Origin of the sequence: Intestinirhabdus alba (assembly GCF_009711095.1) — a bacterium.
GTDB classification, from domain to species: Bacteria; Pseudomonadota; Gammaproteobacteria; order Enterobacterales; family Enterobacteriaceae; genus Intestinirhabdus; species Intestinirhabdus alba.
This window is the reverse complement of the sequence record NZ_WMJZ01000015.1, coordinates 105307-120479: the sequence shown is the minus strand read 5'-3', so window position 1 is coordinate 120479 and position 15173 is coordinate 105307. Positions and strand designations below refer to the sequence as shown.

Sequence of the window (15173 nt, the reverse complement as noted above, 5' to 3'; positions counted from 1 at the left end):
AGTGAAAAGGCCATCCTGCGGGATGGCCTTTTTGCGCTGGTACGCCGGTAAACGCAGGCTGCGCCGGATAAAAACTCCGCCCGGCGGCGCTCGCTCCGTTGGGATGCCGCCTTCCTGTGGACACCTGCGAATATAAGGTGCCTAACGCTCCAGCCAGCGCAGAATAAACGCGGTGATCGCCCCGGTGTTGTTGATATCTAATACTGGCACATTCACGGTAAGCGGAACGTCGCTGGCAACGGCGACAACATGTTCGTCGATAGACAGTTCATCCACGCGATGTCCGCAGTGCTGGCGAAACAGCACTATCTTCGCCACTGGTTCATGCTTAAAGCCCTCAACCAGCACCAGATCCAGCTTAGAGGCATCCATTCGGCTTACCAGGTAATCGAGATTCAGCTCCGGCTCTTCCGGCGTTTCCGTCATCAGCGCCCAGCGCTGGCTGCTGGCGACCAGGGTTTGCGCCGCGCCCGCCTTGCGTAACTCATAGCTGTCCTTGCCCGGTTCATCGACATCCATATCGTGATGGGTGTGCTTGATCAAGCCAGGACGAAGCCCGCAGGCGCACAGCGCTGGAATTAATTTTTTAAGCAGCGTGGTTTTACCCGTGCCGCTCCAGGCGGCGATAGCAAGAAGTGGAATCATGGTTTCTCCTGCCATCTGGCCAGCTCTTCCGGCGTGTTGAGATTGCTGAACGCCTCTTTGCTGTCGCTGAAATCTACGGCATGACCGCCCGCCTGTCGCATAAAGACCATCACCCGCCGTTCGCCGGAGCGCAGGTACTCCTGTAGCGACGGCTGTACCGAACGGTTTACCAGGGCGATGGCGGGGTGATCCCTTTCACCGTCATGGACCCATACGATTGGCGCACCGTTACGGCGGGCCTGCAACCGGGCGACGAGATCGCCGGGAATATAGGGCGTATCGCAGGGGCAGAACAGAAACCAGTCGCTTCTTACCTGTTGGATAACCGAAAGCATACCGGCCAGCGGTCCGGGAAAATCGGCCAGGGTATCCGGAACCACCTTCAGCCCGCTTGCCTGCCAGATTTCCAGATGGCGGTTGGCGCTAATAACAACCTTATCGAGCTGTGGCTGCAGGCGGTCGGCAACGTGCTTCCATAGCGGTTTTCCTTTTAGTTCCAGTAAACCTTTCTCTGCGCCACCCATTCGCCTGGCTTTGCCTCCCGCCAGCACAACTCCGGTTATTGCCTCATCTGTATTCACCGATATCGCCTCTTTTATTACGGAGTTGTCCCTGTTAACGTATCTGCATCAATTTTAGGGAGCACGACCATGAAATGTAAACGCCTGAATGAAGTGATTGAACTTCTCCAGCCGGCCTGGCAAAAAGAGCCAGAGCTGAATCTGATGCAATTTTTACAGAAACTGGCGAAAGAGTCAGGTTTTGACGGCGATCTGGCCGATTTAACCGATGACATACTGATCTATCAGCTAAAAATGCGCGATTCGGCGAAAGATGCGGCGATCCCGGGCATTCAGAAAGATTATGAGGAAGATTTTAAAACGGCCCTGCTGCGCGCACGCGGCGTTATCAAAGAGTAAATGCTTGTAAGCGGCGACACAGAAATTACCGTGAAATGTTATCCTGCAGCATTCGTAGTTTTTTTCCGGATGATGGAATGAACGACAACGCTTTTACTTTCCAGACGTTACACCCGGATACCATCATGGATGCGCTGTTTGAGCAGGGGATCCGGGTGGATTCCGGGCTTACCCCGCTTAACAGCTATGAGAACCGCGTTTATCAGTTTCAGGATGAAGATCGACGGCGCTTTGTCGTCAAATTTTATCGTCCTGAGCGCTGGTCCGTGGAACAAATCCAGGAGGAACATCAGTTTGCTCTGGAACTGATCGATGATTGTGTTCCCGTGGCATCTCTGCTGAGTTTTAACGACCAGACGCTGTTGAATCATCAGGGCTTTCGCTTTGCCGTTTTCCCCAGCGTCGGCGGCCGACAGTTTGAGGCGGACAATATCGACCAGATGGAGGCGGTCGGTCGCTATCTGGGGCGAATGCACCAGACGGGCCGCAAGCGGCCCTTCGTCTATCGCCCCACGATTGGCCTGGAAGAGTATCTTATTGAGCCGCGTAAACTTTTTGAAAACGCATCGCTTATTCCGTCCGGGCTAAAGGCTGATTTCCTCAAGGCGACCGACGCGCTTATCGCCGCCGTCGGCGAACGCTGGCATAGCGGCTATACGCCGCTGCGTCTGCACGGCGACTGCCATGCCGGGAATATTCTCTGGCGCGATGGCCCGTTGTTTGTCGATCTGGATGATGCGCGCAGCGGGCCTGCCGTTCAGGATCTGTGGATGCTGCTTAATGGCGATAAAGCCGAGCAGCGCCTCCAACTGGCGACGATCGTTGAGGCCTATGAAGAGTTTAGCGAGTTTGATACCGCCGAATTAGATCTTATCGAGCCTTTACGCGCTATGCGTTTAGTTTATTATCTTGCCTGGCTGATGCGCCGCTGGGCCGATCCTGCCTTTCCCAAAAACTTCCCCTGGCTGACCGGAGAAGACTATTGGCAGCACCAGACGGCGGCCTTTATTGAGCAGACAAAAGCGCTGCAGGAACCCCCTTTACAATTAACGCCCATGTATTAACCGGAGAAAAGTGATCATGAAAAAGATTTGGCTGGCGCTGGCTGGTATGATTTTAGCTTTTAGCGCATCGGCTGCGCAGATTCAGGATGGCAAGCAGTACACCACGCTGGAAACCCCCCTTGCCGACGGACCGCAGGTTCTGGAGTTTTTCTCTTTTTACTGCCCGCACTGCTACCAGTTTGAAGAGGTGCTTCACGTTTCTGATAGCGTGAAAAAGAAACTGCCGGAAGGCGTTAAGATGACTAAATACCATGTCGAGTTCCTTGGCACGTTGGGTAAGGATATGACCCAGGCATGGGCCGTGGCGATGGCGCTGGGCGTTGAAGATAAGGTTACCGTGCCGATGTTTGAGGCGGTACAGAAAACTCAGACCATTCAGAGCGTAGCCGATATCCGTGATGTCTTTATTAAAGCGGGGGTTAAGGCTGAAGAATATGATGCCGCGTGGAATAGCTTCGTGGTGAAATCGCTGGTTGTTCAGCAGGAAAAGGCGGCCTCCGAGCTACAGCTGCAGGGCGTTCCGGCGATGTTTGTTAACGGCAAATATCAGCTGAATCCGCAGGGTATGGATACCAATAACGGTATGGATGCCTTTGTACAGCAGTATGCTGATACCGTGAAATACCTGGTAAACAAAAAATAAGCGTATCGCCGGTCGTCGACCGGCGTTTTTTCGCGTAGCTTTAATCACGCTATCCCACGGTACGTTCAGCTTATAGCGGCAGAGGCTTAATACGCCAGCTGCCGGCCTGTATAATAATGACGCCGCGTCAGGTAACAGATGCTGAAGTGCGGCGGCAAACGAGAAACCGCCCGACGCGGATATTCTCGTCACTATGATTAGCATAAACGGGGCGTTGGCGCAGCGCGGGAAGGCAATAGCCTCAGAAAACGACCCAAACGTTAACGCTGATAAATTTTCAGAAACTATCCACACACTGTTATTTCGAAGAATTGCGCAAACAAACTCTACTTTTTAAAGTAAGTTATTAATATATAGAATATATTTTGCTGTGCAGTTATAGATTAAGCTGAATGTAATCAATGGCATATTATTTATACACAAAGTTATCCACAGCCACACCTCGCAGGAGTGGCGGAAGATAGTTAAAACAATTTCAATTATTACGGTGAAAACCTCATGTTTTTAGCCGGTCTGTGGCATTCTTTATCCATAATCTGATAAACAGGCACAGATATTATGGTTCAGATCCCACAAAACCCCCTCATTCTTGTCGATGGTTCATCCTATCTTTATCGCGCGTATCATGCGTTTCCGCCCTTGACCAACGGCGCGGGCGAGCCGACGGGCGCGATGTACGGCGTTCTCAACATGCTGCGTAGTTTGATCATGCAGTACCAGCCGACCCATGCTGCGGTGGTATTTGATGCGAAGGGAAAGACCTTCCGTGATGAGCTTTTTGAACACTACAAGTCCCATCGGCCGCCGATGCCTGACGATCTGCGCGCGCAGATCGAACCGCTGCATGCGATGGTGAAAGCGATGGGCCTGCCGCTGCTGGCGGTATCGGGCGTGGAGGCTGACGACGTGATCGGCACGCTGGCGCGCGAAGCCGAGAAGGCCGGGCGTCCGGTGCTGATCAGTACCGGCGATAAAGATATGGCCCAGCTGGTGACAGAGCATATTACCCTCATCAACACTATGACCAACACCGTTCTTGGTCCGGAGGAGGTGGCGAGCAAATACGGCGTGCCGCCAGCGCTCATTATTGACTTCCTGGCGCTGATGGGTGACGCCTCCGATAATATTCCCGGCGTGCCGGGCGTCGGTGAGAAGACGGCCCAGGCGCTGCTGCAGGGATTAGGCGGGCTGGATACCCTGTACGCTGAATCCGACAAAATTGCCGGGCTGTCCTTCCGCGGTGCGAAAACCATGGCCGCGAAGCTTGAGCAAAATAAAGAGGTCGCTTATCTCTCTTATCAGCTTGCCACCATTAAAACCGACGTCGAGCTGGCGCTGACCTGCGAACAGCTTGAGGTGCAGCCGCCGGTCGTCGATGAGCTGCTTGGCCTGTTTAAACAGTATGAGTTTAAGCGCTGGATTGCAGACATTGAGGCCGGAAAATGGCTGCAGGCAAAAGGCACGAAGGTGGCGGCAAAACCGCAGGAGGCCAGCGTCGCTGATGACGCTGCAAAAGCGCCGACGGCAACGCTTTCCCGGGAGGGTTACGCTACCATCCTCGATGAGGCGACGCTGGTTGAGTGGATTACGAAGCTGAAAAAAGCGCCGGTGTTTGCTTTTGATACGGAAACCGACAGCCTGGACAACGTCTCCGCGAAGCTGGTAGGGCTGTCGTTTGCCGTAGCGCCGGGAGAGGCCGCCTACGTGCCGGTCGCCCATGACTATCTGGACGCGCCGGATCAGATTGCCCGGGAGCGGGTGCTGGCGCTGCTGAAGCCGCTGCTGGAAGATGAAAGCGCGCGTAAGGTTGGGCAGAATCTGAAATACGATCGCGGCATACTGGCAAATTACGGTATCGAGCTGCGCGGCATCGCCTTTGATACCATGCTGGAATCTTACATCCTCAACAGCGTGGCGGGGCGGCACGATATGGACAGCCTGTCCGCACGCTGGCTGAAGCATAAGACCATTACCTTTGAAGAGATTGCCGGCAAGGGCAAAAACCAGCTGACGTTTAATCAGATCGCGCTGGAGGAGGCCGGGAGCTATGCGGCGGAGGATGCCGATGTCACCCTGCAGCTGCACCTGAAGATGTGGTCGGAGCTGCAGCAGTCCCCGGGGCCGCTGAACGTCTTTGAAAATATCGAAATGCCGCTGGTGCCGGTACTTTCCCGCGTAGAGCGTAACGGCGTGAAAATCGATCCGACCGTCCTGCACAAGCATTCCGAAGAGCTTGCCCAGCGCCTGGCGGAGCTGGAAAAGAAAGCCCACGACATTGCCGGCGAGGCGTTTAACCTCTCTTCAACCAAACAGCTGCAGACGATACTGTTTGAAAAACAGGGCATTAAGCCGCTGAAGAAGACGCCGGGCGGCGCGCCGTCCACCTCAGAGGAGGTGCTGGAAGAGCTGGCGCTCGACTATCCGCTGCCGAAGGTAATTCTGGAGCATCGCGGCCTGTCGAAGCTGAAGTCTACCTATACCGATAAGCTGCCGCTGATGATCAACCCGCAAACCGGGCGCGTGCATACCTCTTATCACCAGGCGGTTACCGCCACGGGAAGGCTCTCCTCCACCGATCCTAACCTGCAAAATATTCCGGTACGTAATGAAGAGGGGCGTCGTATTCGTCAGGCGTTTATTGCGCCGGAGGATTACGTTATCGTCTCAGCGGACTATTCGCAGATTGAGCTGCGCATTATGGCGCACCTGTCGCGCGATAAGGGGCTGCTTACCGCCTTTGCCGAGGGGAAAGACATTCACCGCGCGACGGCGGCGGAGGTATTTGGCGTACCGTTGGAGTCGGTCACCGGCGAACAGCGCCGCAGCGCAAAGGCCATTAACTTTGGTCTGATTTATGGCATGAGCGCTTTTGGCCTGGCGCGTCAGCTGAATATTCCGCGTAAAGAGGCGCAGAAATATATGGACCTCTACTTTGAACGCTATCCCGGCGTGCTGGAATATATGGAGCGTACCCGCGCTCAGGCGAAAGAGCAGGGTTATGTTGAAACCCTGGAGGGGCGTCGCCTCTATCTGCCGGATATCAAATCCAGCAACGGCGCGCGTCGGGCCGGCGCTGAGCGTGCGGCCATCAACGCCCCGATGCAGGGAACGGCGGCGGACATTATCAAGCGGGCGATGATCGCCGTTGACGGGTGGCTGCAGAGCGAAAGGCCGCCGGTTCGCCTGATTATGCAGGTGCACGATGAGCTGGTGTTTGAGGTGCATAAGGACGCTCTGGACGACGTGGCGGCGAAGATCCATCAGCTAATGGAAAACTGCACGCAGATTGACGTGCCGCTGCTGGTGGAAGTGGGCAGCGGGGAAAACTGGGATCTGGCTCACTAGGCGGACACATAGCAGGGCGCTTTTTCTGTAACTAAGCAACATAACCGGGCATTTTTTGTGATGACAGTTGGAATTCTCTCTGTAAATAGTGAAAAAAAATTACAAAAAGTGCTTTCTGCCCTGCATAAAAAAGAGTAGAGTTATTCGCGTAGGGTACAGAGGTAAGATGTTCTATCTTTCAGACCTTTTACTTCACGTAATCGGATTTGGCTGAATATTTTAGCCGCCCCAGTCAGTTGATGGCTGGGGCGTTTTTTATTGCGCGCTCCCAGGGAAAACGGCACCGGAGCCGGCAAAACCGGCCCAGCGCATGAGAAAGGGTTTACACCGTAGCGGCAGGCTTCGGCTGTCCTGAGCGATTCGCTGGTACTGTTTTCGCGCGTGCCGCCTTTGTCGTAAAGCGCGCGGATCGCGTTTTGTCCTGGTCGGGGGAGTAGCGGTAAAACATATGTCGATCGGATGAGCCGCGCCTGCCGCCATCCGACATATCAATGAATTATTCTGCGTCCAGCTTCTCTTCCACCGGCTCCAGTTCACTAAACCAGCAGTCCAGCTTTTGGCGCAGTTTATCCACGCCCTGTTTTTTCAACGAAGAGAAGGTTTCAACCTGCACGTCGCCGTTAAAGGCCAGCACCGCCTCACGAACCATACTCAGCTGCGCTTTACGCGCGCCGCTGGCCAGCTTGTCCGCTTTGGTCAGCAGGATCAGCACCTGGATGTTGCTCTCTACCGCCCACAGCACCATCTGCTGATCAAGATCCTTCAGCGGATGCCGGATATCCATCAGCACCACCAGCCCCTGCAGGCTCTGGCGTTTTTCAAGATACTCACCCAGCGCGCGCTGCCATTTGCGCTTCATCTCTTCCGGCACTTCGGCATAGCCGTAGCCAGGAAGGTCCACCAGCCGCTTGCCGTCTGCCACTTCAAACAGGTTGATCAGCTGGGTTCGGCCGGGTGTCTTTGAGATGCGGGCCAGGCTTTTCTGGTTGGTCAGCGTGTTCAGCGCGCTGGACTTGCCTGCGTTTGAACGGCCGGCAAAAGCCACTTCGATTCCGGTATCGGAAGGAAGATGGCGAATATCAGGCGCGCTCATCACAAAGTGCGTCTGTTGATAATTCAGGTTAATCAAAGCGGTCGTCTCCGTCAGTCAGGGCTTTGCGGCGATTATACCCGAAGCCGGGCAAAAGACGGCTTTTTCGACATTGTTCGCTGTAAGTAAAAAACCTGCGCTTTGTAAGAGATTGCTGATTGTGGTTATGCGAAATAACAGTATTGTGTTTGTGGTTTTTATATAAAATTACGCTGAATCAATAAATTAGAAGATGGCTATATTCTGAAAATAGTGTAAAAATCATTTTTGTTACTTGTTAGTTCAACTCAATAGGGTAAAGTAATCGACATAGCGAGGACGCTGGCAGGACGATCAACTCAGGATGAGGGTCAGGAGCGCCAGGAGGCGAGGACAAAGGAAGGTCAGGAAGACAAACGTCCGGAGACGTTGTTTATTTAAGGGAAAGGGAAACGACAGGGACTGTTTCAGGCAGATGGAAAAACAGGGCGCGTTGATTGCCGACACGGAATGTAAGGTCCGTTCAGGACAGTGAGTCAAGAAAAAGGCGACAGAGAAATCTGTCGCCTTTTTTCTTTGTTTGATTTCTGCTAGATTCCGCCGCAATTATATACTGAATAAAACGGCCAAAGACGAACAACTATGAAATCACCCTCCACACCACGCGGTAAGAATCCAGCGAAAGTCCGCCGTAAAACCCGCGAAGAGCTGAACCAGGAAGCGCGCGATCGCAAGCGGCAGAAAAAACGCCGCGGCCACGCGGCGGGAAGCCGCGCAGGCGGCGCGGATTCTGCTACCGGCGGCGGAAAACAACGTCCGCAAAAGGATCCGCGTATCGGCAGTAAAACCCCCGTTCTGTTGGGCGTAACCGGAAAGGTCGTCGGACAGCATAAACCGAAGAGTGAGAAACCTATGCTTTCACCGCAGGCTGAACTGGATTTACTGGAAACGGATGAGCGCCTGGATGCGCTGCTGGAACGTCTGGAAGCAGGCGAAGCCCTGAGCGCAGAAGAGCAGAGCTGGGTGGACGCCAAACTGGATCGCATTGACGCGCTGATGCAGCAGCTGGGCCTCTCTTATGACGATGATGAAGACGAAGAGGAAGAGGAGAAGCCGGAAGATATGATGCGTCTGCTCCGGGGCGGCAGCTAACCGGTTTACGCCCTGGATCCATTCGTGCTGTTTATAACCCTCCCGGTGATATGTTATCTGGCGTGGTTATTCGTTAAACTACGGCGCTTGTCGCGGCGACAGAGGTGGCTGCGTAGTCGGCTTATTGCCCGTAGCGTGGCGAAGCCAGCCCGCCATACTCGCCAGAGACATCATCGGAAGGAGTGAGCATGTCTGAACAGCTAATAGACTGGGATCTGGCCCTGATCCAGAAATATAACTATTCCGGGCCACGATACACCTCGTACCCGACCGCGCTGGAGTTCTCTGCGGAGTTCGACGAAGCGGCATTTTTACAGGCCGTGGCGCGTTATCCGGAGCGCCCGCTCTCGTTGTATGTGCATATCCCGTTCTGCCACAAGCTGTGCTACTTCTGCGGCTGCAATAAGATAGTGACCCGCCAGCAGCATAAGGCCGACCAGTATCTTGACGTCCTGGCGCAGGAGATTATCCATCGCGCGCCGCTGTTTGCCGGGCGTCGCGTCAGCCAGCTGCACTGGGGCGGCGGTACGCCGACGTACCTTAATAAAGCGCAAATCAGCCGCCTGATGGGGCTGCTGCGCGATAACTTCTGTTTTGACGCCGACGCGGAAATCTCGATCGAGGTCGATCCCCGCGAAATCGAGCTGGACGTGCTCGATCATCTGCGCGCCGAAGGATTTAACCGCCTGAGCATGGGGGTGCAGGACTTCAATAAGGAGGTTCAGCGCCTCGTCAACCGCGAGCAGGATGAAACCTTTATTTTTGCGCTGCTCAATCACGCCCGTGAGATAGGCTTTACCTCGACCAATATCGATCTGATTTACGGCCTGCCGAAGCAGACGCCGGAGAGTTTTGCCTTTACGCTGAAGCGCGTAGCGGAGCTGAACCCCGATCGCCTGAGCGTTTTTAACTATGCTCACCTGCCGACGCTGTTTGCCGCCCAGCGTAAAATCAAGGACGCCGATCTGCCCAGCGCCCGGCAGAAGCTGGATATTTTGCAGGAAACCATCGCCTCCCTGACCGAAGCGGGCTATCAGTTTATTGGTATGGACCACTTTGCCCGCCCGGATAACGAGCTGGCCGTCGCCCAGCGCGAGGGCGTGCTGCACCGTAATTTTCAGGGCTACACCACCCAGGGTGACACCGACCTGCTGGGGCTGGGCGTGTCCGCCATCAGTATGATTGGCGATTGTTACGCGCAGAATCAGAAGGAGCTGAAGCACTACTATCAGCAGATTGATGAGCGCGGAGACGCGTTGTGGCGCGGAATTGCCCTGACCCGCGATGACTGCATCCGCCGGGACGTGATTAAGCTTCTGATCTGCAACTTCCGCCTCGACTACGCTGCGGTTGAGCGGCGGTGGGGGCTGAACTTCGCTGAATATTTTGCGGAGGATCTGAAGCTGCTGGCACCGCTGGCGAAAGACGGGCTGGTGGACGTGAGCGGGGAAGGCATCGTGGTGACGGCGAAAGGCCGCCTGCTTATCCGCAACATCTGCATGTGCTTTGACGCTTATCTGCGGCAGAAAGCGCGGATGCAGCAGTTCTCGCGGGTGATATAAACGCAGCGGACGGCGCGCGGCCCCGCCTGCGGAAAATAAGCAGACGGGGCCGTCGCGTCGTTACCCTGCCTGGCTAAACAGCCCGGCCAGCGCCGCGCACAGCACGGCGGCGACGGTCGTCTGCGGCGTATGGCCGTCAACCGTGCCGCTTGCCAATAAATGGATTAACGTTGCCAGCATAATGTCTCTCCCCCTTTGCCGGTCACGATCATACTGAACTCATCGGAACAGTAAAGCGCAAAATAACGCCAGTTGGCGGTCGCTTATTCATCATCAGAATCGCTACTCCATGCCCAGCTCTTTCAGCTTACGTGTCAGGGTATTACGCCCCCAACCGAGCAGGCGCGCCGCCTCCTGCTTATGCCCCTGCGTATGACGCAGGGCGGTGGTGAGCAGGGTGCGCTCCATTTCGGGCTGCGCGGCCGACAGCAGATCCTGCTGGCCGGCGCGCAGCGCCCGATCCGCCCATTGCGCCAGCAGCGTCGCCCAGCTATCCGGATGAGGGGAGGGCGCGCTGTCCGGAACCGTGACCTCAAACAGCTCGCCGGGCAGATCCTGGATCAGCACCTCCTGTCCGGCGGCCATTACCGTCAGCCAGCGGCAGGTATTTTCCAGCTGGCGGACGTTGCCAGGCCACGCCAGCCGCGTCAGGGCGGCCTCGGTTTCCGGATGCAACAGTTTGGCCTCTACTCCCAGCTCCCGGGCGGCCACCTGCAGAAAATGGCGCGCCAGCCGTGGAATATCCTCCCGGCGGTCGCGCAGCGGCGGCAGGTGGATACGAATAACGTTCAGGCGGTGAAAGAGATCTTCGCGGAACATGCCCTCCTGCACGCGCAGCTCAAGGTTCTGGTGGGTGGCGGCGATAATGCGTACGTCCACCTTCACCGGGGCATAGCCGCCGATACGGTAGAACTGCCCGTCGGCAAGAACGCGCAGCAGACGGGTCTGGACGTCCAGCGGCATATCGCCGATCTCATCAAGAAACAGCGTGCCGCCGTCTGCCTGTTCGAAGCGCCCCTGGCGAACGGTACTGGCACCGGTAAAGGCCCCTTTTTCATGGCCGAACAGCTCGGACTCGATTAAATCTTTGGGAATCGCCGCCATGTTGAGGGCGATAAACGGTGCCGTTGCCCGCGGGCTGTGGCGGTGCAGGGCATGGGCGACCAGCTCTTTCCCGGTGCCGGACTCGCCGTTGATAAGCACGCTGATTGAGGAGCGGGAGAGGCGGCCGATGATGCGGAAGACGTCCTGCATGGCGGGCGCTTCGCCAATAATGTCGGCGGTTGGGCCGCTGAGCGAAACGTTGCGCGGCTGCTGCTGTTCCTGATAGTGGCTGATGGCGCGTTCGACCAGCGCCACCGCCTCGTCGATATCAAAGGGCTTTGGCAGATAGTCAAAGGCCCCCTGCTGATAGGCGCTAACGGCGGCGTCGAGATCGGAATGCGCGGTCATGATAATAACCGGCAGCATCGGGTGACGCTGCTTGATCTGTTTTAACAGCGCCAGGCCGTCCATGCCCGGCATACGGATATCCGACAGCAGGACATCCGGCGTTTTGCCCGCCAGCGCGGCCAGCGCCTCGCTGCCGTTCTCAAACGTGGCGCAGCTCAGACCCGCCCCGGAGAGCGCCCGTTCCAGCACCCAACGGATGGAACTATCGTCATCAACAACCCAGACTATTCCTCGTTGCATAAACACCTCTTAGCGCCTGTTCCGGCAGGCTGGTTTTCTTGCCCTGTTGCACGTCCTTCGGGGCGGTCCGCAGGGAAGCAAAGCGAATCCTCTCAGATACTGCGTACGCGCTCCGGCCGCTGCGCGGTCGGGATTCACGCTGGCCGCGCCCGGTGGGACAGCCTCTTATTTCCGAATGGGCAGGTAAACCGAAAACTCGGTATGGCCCGGCCAGCTGGTAAATTCAATTTTGCCGGAATGCCGATCGATAAGGCTGCGGGCGATGGATAAGCCCAGCCCGGTGCCGCCTTCGCGACCGCTGACCATCGGATAAAACAGCGTATCCTGTAGCTGAGCGGGAATGCCCGGCCCGTTGTCCTGCACGTCAATCCGCGCCGCCAGCCGATAACGCACCCCGTGCAGCGTCAGTTGAAATGCCGTACGGGTGCGCAGAACGATCTGGCCGCCCTCCGGTCCCAGGGCCTGCAGGGCGTTGCGGACGATGTTCAGCAGCACCTGCTCTATCTGTTCCGGGTCGTGGGGCAGCTCCGGCAGGCTGGGATCGTAGTCGCGGATCAGGGTCACGTTTTCCGGTATTTCCATCGAAACCAGCGCCACGACGCGTTCAGCGACCTTATGGATGCTCTCGGTTATGTGCGTTCCCGGCAACTGCGGGCCAAGCAGGCGATCGACCAGGTTTCGCAGCCGGTCGGCCTGCTCAATGATCACCTGGGTGTACTCCAGCAGTGCCGGATCGGGCAGCGCCTTGCTCAGGAGCTGCGCCGCGCCGCGCAGGCCGCCGAGTGGGTTCTTAATTTCGTGGGCCAGTCCGCGCACCAGATCGCGCGCCGCCACCTGCTGGGCGTGCTGCAGCTGCTCCTGGCTAAGGCGGCGCTGGTTGTCCATGGGGGCCATTTCCAGCAGGATCTGGCCGTCAGAGAGCCGCTGGGCGGTGACGGAGAGAATATGCGAGCGCCCGTCGATGACCAGCGTAACCTCGTTGTCGGTAAAGCCCTGGCCCGTCAGCAGGCTTTCGCGCATTAAGTCAACGTTTAGCGAAAAGTAGCTCAGCAGCTCCGGCAGCGGCGTACCGAACAGCTTGCGCGAGCTTTGGGCCAGCAGCTGCTGCGCGGCGGGATTGGCGTAATGTATGGTCAGCTCATCGTCGACCAGCAGGATGCTGTTGATTAACGAATTGAGGATCTGCCCAGCATCGGGCAGCGTGCCTGTTGCCATTAGCAGTCTCCTGAACGGGTTGCACTATTTTGGTGCAGTATAACTTTTTATGCCCGAAAGCGCGCGGTCGGGGCGGCCGAAGAAGAAAAAAGCCCATCGCAGGATGGGCCAAACGTTTCCACGGCAACGAAATTACCCGGTCCCTTTCTGACCGCAGCGATGCGGCGGCGGTCAGAAACACGATGGGTATCCAGGCACCAATTAAACGCTGTAGTACAGTTCAAACTCGACCGGGTGCGGGGTCATGCGCACCCGGTCGTCTTCTTCACGGCGCAGCGCGATATAGGCGTCGATGGCTTCATCGGTGAAGACGCCGCCCGCCTTCAGGAACTCGCGGTCCAGATCCAGCTCGTTGAGCGCTTCTTCCAGAGAACCGGCAACCTGCGGGATCTCTTTCGCCTCTTCCGGCGGCAGGTCGTACAGATTTTTGTCCATTGCTTCGCCCGGATGGATCTTGTTCTTGATGCCGTCAAGGCCGGCCATCAGCAGGGCGGCAAAGCACAGATAGGGGTTGGCCGCCGGGTCCGGGAAGCGTACTTCGATACGACGCGCTTTTGGCGAAGCCACGACCGGGATGCGAATAGAGGCGGAACGGTTGCGGGCGGAGTAGGCCAGCATCACCGGCGCTTCGTAGCCCGGCACCAGACGCTTATAGGAGTTAGTGGTCGGGTTCGCCAGGGCGTTAATTGCTTTGGCGTGCTTGATAACGCCGCCGATGTAGTACAGCGCCTGCTCGGACAGACCGGCATATTTATCGCCGGCGAACAGGTTCACGCCGTTTCTGGACAGCGACATGTGGCAGTGCATACCGGAGCCGTTGTCGCCGAACATCGGCTTCGGCATAAAGGTCGCGGTTTTGCCAAAGCGGTGGGCGACGTTGTGCACCACGTATTTGTAGATCTGAATTTCGTCGGCCTTTTTGGTCATGGTGTTGAAGCGGGTAGCCACTTCGTTCTGACCGGCGGTTGCCACTTCATGGTGATGAGCTTCGACGACCAGGCCCATCTGCTCCATGACGGAGCACATTTCAGAGCGCAAATCCTGGGCGGAGTCGACGGGCGGAACCGGGAAATAACCGCCTTTCACCGCCGGACGATGGCCCTTGTTGCCGCCTTCGTAGCGGGTAGAGGAGTTCCATGCGCCTTCGATATCGTCGATAGCCACGTGGGAGCCGGAAATTGACGAGCCGAAGCGGATATCGTCAAACAGGAAGAATTCGGGTTCTGGTCCAAACAGCACGGTATCGGCGATGCCGGTCGCGCGCAGGTACTCTTCGGCGCGCTTGGCGATCGAGCGCGGATCGCGGTCATAGCCCTGCAGGGTGCCCGGCTCCAGAATATCGCAGCGGATAATCAGGGTGGAGTCGGCGAAGAACGGATCGATAACCGCCGTAGAGGCGTCAGGCATCAGCACCATGTCGGATTCATTAATGCCTTTCCAGCCGCCAATCGAGGAGCCGTCAAACATTTTGCCTTCTTCAAAGAATTCGGCATCCACCTGATGAGCAGGGATGGTGACGTGCTGTTCTTTCCCTTTGGTGTCGGTGAAGCGCAGATCGACAAACTTCACCTCATGCTCATTCAGCATCGTCAAAACGTGTTCAGCGGACATACTTTAATTCTCCCGGATTGGTCATTTTGTCTGGTAACGGGGCCTTTTATGCTGCATCTACGGGCCGTGTCGCCGTAAAAAAGATAAAGCGAAAACTGTGCCAACTTTCAAATTACCCCAAAAAGGCGTTATCATGCGCAGCATCGTGCAAAAGGGCTGCACCATGACAAGCGAGTTGCACCATTATAGTGCTTCAGGAGCGTATTTAAGCACTATAATGGTGCAATGAACGATGAATAGCCCTTTGAACGCTCC

General features: G+C 56.5%; 14 protein-coding genes and 1 pseudogene. 8 read left to right on the top strand and 7 right to left on the bottom strand.

Features of this window, described 5'->3' with window-relative positions; all coding sequences use genetic code 11:
• Positions 1-141: 141 nt before the first annotated feature.
• Together mobB and mobA are read right to left on the bottom strand one after the other, a co-directional pair.
• A complete protein-coding gene (mobB, locus tag GJV78_RS12370) occupies positions 142-660 on the bottom strand; it encodes a molybdopterin-guanine dinucleotide biosynthesis protein MobB (RefSeq protein ID WP_167519535.1) in 519 nt (172 codons plus the stop codon).
• A complete protein-coding gene (gene mobA / locus GJV78_RS12365) occupies positions 642-1226 on the bottom strand; it encodes a molybdenum cofactor guanylyltransferase MobA (protein WP_167519534.1) in 585 nt (194 codons plus the stop codon). The genes mobB and mobA overlap by 19 nt, the downstream gene beginning before the upstream one ends.
• A 69-nt stretch (positions 1227-1295) precedes the next feature.
• Here mobA and GJV78_RS12360 point away from each other — a divergent pair, with 69 nt between their 5' ends.
• The 5 genes from GJV78_RS12360 to GJV78_RS24280 all read left to right on the top strand — a co-directional run bounded on the left by GJV78_RS12360 (position 1296) and on the right by GJV78_RS24280 (position 6831).
• Positions 1296-1565 carry a YihD family protein gene (locus tag GJV78_RS12360; protein WP_155108639.1) on the top strand — a complete coding sequence of 90 codons (270 nt, stop codon included), beginning with the start codon at positions 1296-1298 and terminating at the stop codon, positions 1563-1565.
• A 77-nt stretch (positions 1566-1642) separates the two neighbouring features.
• The gene (locus GJV78_RS12355; protein ID WP_155108638.1) at positions 1643-2629 is read left to right on the top strand and encodes a serine/threonine protein kinase; all 987 of its coding nucleotides are present in this window, start codon (positions 1643-1645) and stop codon (positions 2627-2629) included.
• Positions 2630-2645: 16 nt separating this feature from the next.
• Positions 2646-3272, top strand: coding sequence for a thiol:disulfide interchange protein DsbA (gene dsbA / locus GJV78_RS12350; protein ID WP_155108637.1), 627 nt, complete (start codon positions 2646-2648; stop codon positions 3270-3272).
• A gap of 558 nt (positions 3273-3830) precedes the next feature.
• Positions 3831-6617, top strand: a complete 2787-nt coding sequence (gene polA / locus GJV78_RS12345) for a DNA polymerase I (protein ID WP_155108636.1) — start codon at positions 3831-3833, stop codon at positions 6615-6617.
• Positions 6618-6783: 166 nt separating this feature from the next.
• Entirely contained in the window at positions 6784-6831 is a 48-nt protein-coding gene (locus GJV78_RS24280) for a spot 42 RNA, inhibition of DNA synthesis (RefSeq protein ID WP_071892919.1), read from the top strand.
• Positions 6832-7113: 282 nt separating this feature from the next.
• Here the strand turns inward: GJV78_RS24280 and yihA are convergent, their stop codons facing one another.
• The gene (gene yihA, locus GJV78_RS12340) at positions 7114-7746 is read right to left on the bottom strand and encodes a ribosome biogenesis GTP-binding protein YihA/YsxC (protein ID WP_155108635.1); all 633 of its coding nucleotides are present in this window, start codon (positions 7744-7746) and stop codon (positions 7114-7116) included.
• Between the two features lie 264 nt (positions 7747-8010).
• Here yihA and GJV78_RS24140 point away from each other — a divergent pair.
• The 3 genes and pseudogenes from GJV78_RS24140 to hemN all read left to right on the top strand — a co-directional run bounded on the left by GJV78_RS24140 (position 8011) and on the right by hemN (position 10400).
• Positions 8011-8221 (top strand): annotated as a pseudogene (locus GJV78_RS24140) (hypothetical protein).
• A 107-nt stretch (positions 8222-8328) separates the two neighbouring features.
• Complete coding sequence (yihI, locus tag GJV78_RS12335) at positions 8329-8838, top strand: Der GTPase-activating protein YihI (protein ID WP_155108634.1); 510 nt, start codon at positions 8329-8331, stop codon at positions 8836-8838.
• Positions 8839-9026: 188 nt separating this feature from the next.
• On the top strand, positions 9027-10400 hold the full coding sequence (hemN, locus tag GJV78_RS12330; RefSeq protein WP_155108633.1) for an oxygen-independent coproporphyrinogen III oxidase: 1374 nt from the start codon (positions 9027-9029) through the stop codon (positions 10398-10400).
• Positions 10401-10460: 60 nt separating this feature from the next.
• Here the strand turns inward: hemN and GJV78_RS12325 are convergent, their stop codons facing one another.
• The 4 genes from GJV78_RS12325 to glnA all read right to left on the bottom strand — a co-directional run bounded on the left by GJV78_RS12325 (position 10461) and on the right by glnA (position 14918).
• Positions 10461-10580: a YshB family small membrane protein gene (locus GJV78_RS12325; RefSeq protein WP_155108632.1), complete on the bottom strand. Its 120-nt coding sequence runs from the start codon at positions 10578-10580 to the stop codon at positions 10461-10463.
• A gap of 102 nt (positions 10581-10682) precedes the next feature.
• Positions 10683-12092: a nitrogen regulation protein NR(I) gene (glnG, locus tag GJV78_RS12320; protein WP_155108631.1), complete on the bottom strand. Its 1410-nt coding sequence runs from the start codon at positions 12090-12092 to the stop codon at positions 10683-10685.
• A gap of 165 nt (positions 12093-12257) precedes the next feature.
• Positions 12258-13307, bottom strand: a complete 1050-nt coding sequence (glnL, locus tag GJV78_RS12315; protein ID WP_155108630.1) for a nitrogen regulation protein NR(II) — start codon at positions 13305-13307, stop codon at positions 12258-12260.
• Between the two features lie 201 nt (positions 13308-13508).
• Entirely contained in the window at positions 13509-14918 is a 1410-nt protein-coding gene (gene glnA / locus GJV78_RS12310; RefSeq protein WP_155108629.1) for a glutamate--ammonia ligase, read from the bottom strand.
• Positions 14919-15173 lie beyond the last annotated feature (255 nt).